The organism is Undibacterium sp. Ji50W (assembly GCF_049340445.1).
Classification (GTDB): Bacteria; Pseudomonadota; Gammaproteobacteria; order Burkholderiales; family Burkholderiaceae_D; genus Undibacterium.
Genome location: NZ_JBMPOX010000044.1, coordinates 1 through 5942, shown reverse-complemented (window position 1 = coordinate 5942; position 5942 = coordinate 1). Strand labels below are relative to the sequence as shown.

Genomic DNA, 5942 nt, shown 5'->3' with positions numbered 1-5942 from the left:
CCCCCTCAAACCGGCATAAACCTGGCCAGATACTCAGGCGAATTAATAAACTGCCCGATGAGCGTGACGGCATCCGCGCCCGACTGAGCCAGCAAAGCATTAAAGGTCGCCGCATCCGGTGCATGTCCCAGCAGCCCGATATAATCCAGCGTCAACGACACCTTGCTCTGAGAAGTGCCCTTGAACTCCGTCGATTCGGTAAAGCCCGCCAGCAAATCCCCGCGGCTGACCCCACTGCCAAGCTGCCCCAGCCAGTACGTCTTGCCCGCCGCGTCCGATGTCCTGTGCAAGACATTCTGGTACACCCGGTCCACAAAGGCACTATTGTCCAGACTGCCATAGGTACTCTGGAACTCCGTACTGGCAACAAACGACGCACTGATCTTGGAGAGACTCAAGCCCGCCTTCTCTTGCTGCATCCAGTACGCCAGGCCATCGCGGTCCGGCAAGCGGTCAAAGGCACCAAAGTACAGCCGTGTCAGACTGCCGATACCATTCTGGAATTCTGACGACGCCATGAACGACGCCGCCACCTGCGCCCTGCTCATCTTGCCACTGTCAATCTGCTGCTGCCAGTACTGCACCCCCGCTGTATCGGCTTCCCGGAACAGCACATCGCGGTACAACTGCATGGCAAACAAGTCAGAACGGTGCAAGACATCATTGTCTTTCGCCAGCGGATTGGTCCCCAGCACCAGTTCCACCGCATCCGGGATCCCATCCGCGTCCTTGTCGTTCGGCAAGCCAGTGGCCGGTGTGGTCGGAACCGTCTTGAAGCCCAGTGCCCCGGTCAGCAGAATCTTGCCATTGCTGAGGCCATCACTATCATAGGTACTGCCATCAGTGACCTTGAAGTCCACCTTCAGTTTGCCATTGACGGTGGCGATATTGGTGGCGATATTCACCCACTCACCGGCCTTGTTCTGTACCCAGTAACCATTCACTGGTGCCAGCGCATCGGTGTACAGCGACATCGTGGCGTCGCCACCGGTGGTGCCACCTTCTATCTGTACCGTCAGCAAGCCATACGGCATGCTCAGGTCAGCCGGGGCATTGTTGGGTGTTGGCATCGTCAGTGTCTTGGTCTGTGCCAGTTGCTGGGCATTCGCCAGTGTGACGTAATGCCCGCTACCCAGCGTACTGCTCCACAGCAGAGAGCTGACATACTTCTGAGACTGATCGAGGAGACCATCGCCATTACCATCGCCATTACCGATGCCGTTGAGGTTAGGTACGGCGTTTTCGACACGTTGCGGGATGCCGTCCCCATCTGCATCCGAATCCCCTGGATTGCTGTTGTCGGTATTGTTGATGATGGCATACGCCTGCGACACCGTAGGCCCGCTATTGCCGGCCAGATCCGTCACCCGGACTTTCAGGGTATTGCTGCCCGCCAGGGTTTGATTCTCCAGCGACCAGCTGGTGGCACCAAGGGCAGTGGCGGTATTGATCCAGGTACCGCCATTGTCGAGCGAGACTTGCAGCGTGTCACCGGCCAGCAAGCCTGTACTCAGCTTGCCACTGATGGTTTGCAAGGAAGCGCTGGTGAGGAAGTCTGTACTGCTGATCCCATCATCATTGGAGAACTTCAGGTTAGTGATGGCACTGACAGGTGCCGTATGGTCGACCTGATACAGTTGACCGGTAAAGCCCCCATTCAAAGGCAGGCTGACGGTATCGATGATGCCGGTGCCCGCCGTTTTAAGGTTCAGGCCCAGACTGCCGTCGCCGGTCAGGCCCGTGATCCTGACGCTATAGGTGGAGGCAGTCAGTTGGGTGACGCTGCTGATGGTGCCGGCGACGGTACCGGTCGTCACCAGGGCAAAGGCTGCCGCATTCACCCCGCTGACGGCTTCACTGAAGCTGACCTGGTAATCGGCGGTCGTCAGATTGGTGAATTCCGGGTTGATGCGGGTGATGCCGGTGGCAGTCGGCGGTACATTGTCTGTCACGGTGATGCTGAAGCTCTTGTTATAGGTACCACCAAAGCCATCGGTGGCACGCACCAGCACGGTATAGGTGCCGGGTGTCATGCCCAGCGGGTTGTTGGCCACCAGGCTGGTGCCGGCGATGCTGAACCTGGCATTGTCGCGGTCATTGGTGCCATTGCCTGCCACCAGGCTAAAGCTGGCGGTGTCACCGGGATTGGGGTCGGTGGCAGTCAGGGTGCCGACGCTGGTGTTATCAGGGGCACCTTGCAGGATGCTGGCCACCGACAGGCTGATATTGGTGGGTGCGGCATTGATGCCGGTGGCAATGACGGTGGTGGTGTTATTCAGTACCGCAGCGGCAATGCCATCACTGGCGCTGATGGTGAAGGTGACGGTTTCGGTATTCCCAACCGGCAAGCGGCCCGCCGTGGGCTGGAATACCAGGCCACGGATAGCGGCCTGGACGACTGCCGGGGTACCGGCGGCATGGGTATAGGTCACGCCGCCATCGGCGGTGGAGAAACCAGTGGCGGTTAAGGAGGCGGCAGTGAAGGCGCCTTTGGCGACGGCATCGGGGGTAATGATGATGGTTTCAGACGCGCCCACATCCGGATCGGTGATGGTGACGCCAGCAAATGGCGACACCGGGGTAGTTTCGCTGCCGGCCTGGCCCGCGACGGTGCCGCCAATGGTGGGGGCGACGTTGTTGCCGGTGACGGTGATGGGGTTGCCAAACAGATCGGCGATGACGACGGCAACGTTAGCACCGGTATTCCAGTCTTCCAGCATGCCGATGTTGTAGGTGGTGGTGTCAGTCGACGAGGTGCCATCCTTGTTCATCCGCAGTGCCAGGGCCAACTTGTCGTTGGCACTCATGGTCATGCTGAAGCTGGTGTTGGAGGTGATGTCGACGTTGGCGGTATCGGTCAGGGTGTAGTTGAAGGCACCTTGTCCGAGGAAGCGGATGCGGTTGGCGGTGATGTCATTGGCAGCACCGGTGAGTGTCAGGAAGTTGTTGCCGGTAACGACCAGCACACCTGTGGCGACGTTGTAGGTGGCGGAAGTGACGGTCGGTGCCACCACGTTGGTGACGGTAATGCCATTGCCGGTCAAATCGGCAATGACGACAGCGGCATCGGCACCGGCATTCCAGTCTTCGGCGGCGATCAGGTTGTAGGTGTTGACACTGGTGGAGCTGGGGCCATTCTTGTTCATGATGAGATTGGCCCCCAGCCTGTCTGCGGCACTGAGGGTCAGGGTGAACGAGGTGGCGGAGGTGATCTCGACATTGCTGGTGGTGGTCAGGGTATAGCTGGCCCCGCCTTCGCCTTGCAGGCTGAATTTGTTGGCAACAATGTCGTTGTTGGCACCGGTCAAACCAGTCAGGCCAGTCCCTGTCACGGTCAGCACGCCGGTGTTGGCGTTGTAGATGGAGGAGGTGATGGTCGGGACCGGGACATTGGAGACGGTAATGGCGGTGGTGGTGACGGCGATGTTGCCACCGGTGATGACGCTGTCCCAATCGTCGGCTGCGGCCAGGTTATAGGTGGTGCCACTGGTGGAGGCGGTGCCGTTTTTGTTGAACAGGGCTTCCACAGCAGCCTGGTCGGCACCTGCCACGGCGACATTAAAGCTGGTGGCGGAGGTGACTTCGACATTGACGCTGGTAGACAGGGTCCGGGTAGCAGCGCCTTCGCCTGTGATGGTGAGGGCAGCAACGGTGATGTCATTGGCGGCACCCAGGGTGCCGACCAGGTTGGTGCCGGTGACGCTCAGGATGTGGGTGGTGACATCGTAGGTGGCTGAGGTGATCGTCGGGGCAGATACATTCGCGACGGTGACGGCGTTGCCGGTCAGGTCGGCACTCGATGTGGTGGTAGCGTCCCAGGAAGCCGCAGCGGCCAGGTTGAAGGTGGTGGTGTCAACGGCAGTGGTGCCGGTCTTGTTCAAAATACCGTTGATGGCCAGTTTGTCGGCAGCATTCAGGGTCACTGCAAAGGCGGTACTGCTGCTGGCGGTGACGTTGGCGGTGGTCAGGGTGTAAGAACCACCACCTTGACCAAGCACTGAGAGTTTCGACACATCGATGGTGTCACCACCGACGATGTTGACGGCGGAGACGCTCAGGATGCCGGTAGCCGCATCATAGGTGGAACTCAAAATGCTTGGTGCGGCATTGGCGACGGTAATGCCGTTGCCAGTCAAATCCTGAATGTTGCCACCGGTGATGACGCTGTTCCAGTCATCGGCAGCGGCCAGGTTGTAGGAGGTGGCGCTGCTGGCGGACGAAGTACCGTTTTTATTTAAAATGGCATCTACCGCAGCAATATCAGCACCAGCGAGGGTAAAGGTAAAGCTGGTGGCGGAGGTAATTTCGACATTGCCAGTGGTGGACAAAGTACGGGTTGCGCCGCCTTCGCCGGTGATGGTCAGGGTGGAAATGGTGACGTCGTTCGTTGCACCGATGGTTTTGACCAGGTTGGTGCCGGTGACGGTGAAGATATGAGAGGTACCGTCATAGGTCGCTGAGGTGATCGTGGGGGCAGATACATTCGAGACGGTGACGGCGTTGCCGGTCAGGTCGGCACTCGATGTGGTGGTAGCGTCCCAGGAAGCAGCGGCTGCCAGGTTGAAGGTGGTGGTATCAACGGCAGATGTACCGTTCTTGTTCAAAATACCGTTGATGGCCAGTTTGTCGGCAGCGTTCAGGGTCACTGCAAAAGCGGTACTGCTGCTGGCGGTGACGTTGGGGGTGGTCAGGGTGTAGGAACCAGCCTGGCCAGTCAAAGACAGCTTGGATACATCAATGGTGTCGCCACCAACGATGTTGACGGCGGACACGCTCAGAATGCCGGTAGCCGCATCGTAGGTGGAACTCAATATACTTGGTGCGGCATTGGAGACGGTAATGCCGTTGCCGGTCAGGTCAGCGATGTTGCCACCGGTGATGACGCTGTTCCAGTCGTCGGCAGCGGCAAGATTGTAGGTGGTGGAGCTGCTGGCGGATGAAGTACCGTTTTTATTTAAAATGGCATCTACCGCAGCAATATCAGCACCAGCTAAGGTAAAGGTAAAGCTGGTGGCCGAAGTCACTTCGACATTGCCAGTGGTGGACAAAGTGCGGGTTGCGCCACCTTCGCCGGTAATGGTCAGGGTGGAAATGGTGACGTCGTTGGTGGCACCGATGGTTTTAACCAGATTGGTGCCGGTGACGGTGAAGATATGAGAGGTACCGTCGTAGGTCGCTGAGGTAATCGTTGGGGCAGTGACGTTGCTGACGGTGACGGCATTGCCGGTCAGGTCGGCACTCGATGTGGTGGTAGCGTCCCAGGAAGCAGCGGCGGCCAGGTTGAAGGTGGTGGTATCAACGGCAGTGGTGCCGTTCTTGTTCAGGATGCCGTTGATGGCCAGTTTGTCGACTGCGTTCAAAGTCACTGCGAAGGCGGTACTGCTGCTGGCGGTGACGTTGGGGGTGGTCAGGGTGTAGGAACCAGCCTGGCCTGTCAGGGATAACTTACTGACATCAATGGTGTCGCCACCGACGATGTTGACGGCGGACACGCTCAGGATGCCGGTAGCCGCATCATAGGTGGAGCTCAAAATGCTTGGTGCGGCATTGGAGACGGTGATGCCGTTGCCAGTCAGGTCAGCGATGTTGCCACCAGTGATGACGCTGTTCCAGTCGTCGGCTGCAGCGAGGTTATACGTAGTAGAACTGCTGGCGGAAGAGGTGCCGTTCTTGTTGAGCAAACTATCGACTGCGGCGATGTCGGCACCGGCCAGGGTAAAGGTAAAGCTGGTGGCTGAGGTGACTTCGACGTTGCCGGTGGTAGACAGGGTGCGTGTGGCGCCGCCTTCGCCGGTAATGGTCAATGTCGAAATGGTGACATCGTTTGTCGCACCGATAGTTTTAACCAGATTGGTGCCAGTGACGGCGAAGATGTGGGTTGTACCGTCGTAAGTCGCAGATGTAATCGTTGGTGCTGTGACGTTGGAGACTGTCACAGCATT

1 protein-coding gene is annotated in these 5942 nt (G+C 58.5%); it reads right to left on the bottom strand.

Going from position 1 to position 5942, the window contains the following annotated elements:
* Window positions 1-5 precede the first annotated feature (5 nt).
* Window positions 6-5936 carry a DUF4214 domain-containing protein gene (locus ACO0K9_RS27815; RefSeq protein WP_422990621.1) on the bottom strand — a complete coding sequence of 1977 codons (5931 nt, stop codon included), beginning with the start codon at window positions 5934-5936 and terminating at the stop codon, window positions 6-8.
* Window positions 5937-5942: the final 6 nt, after the last annotated feature.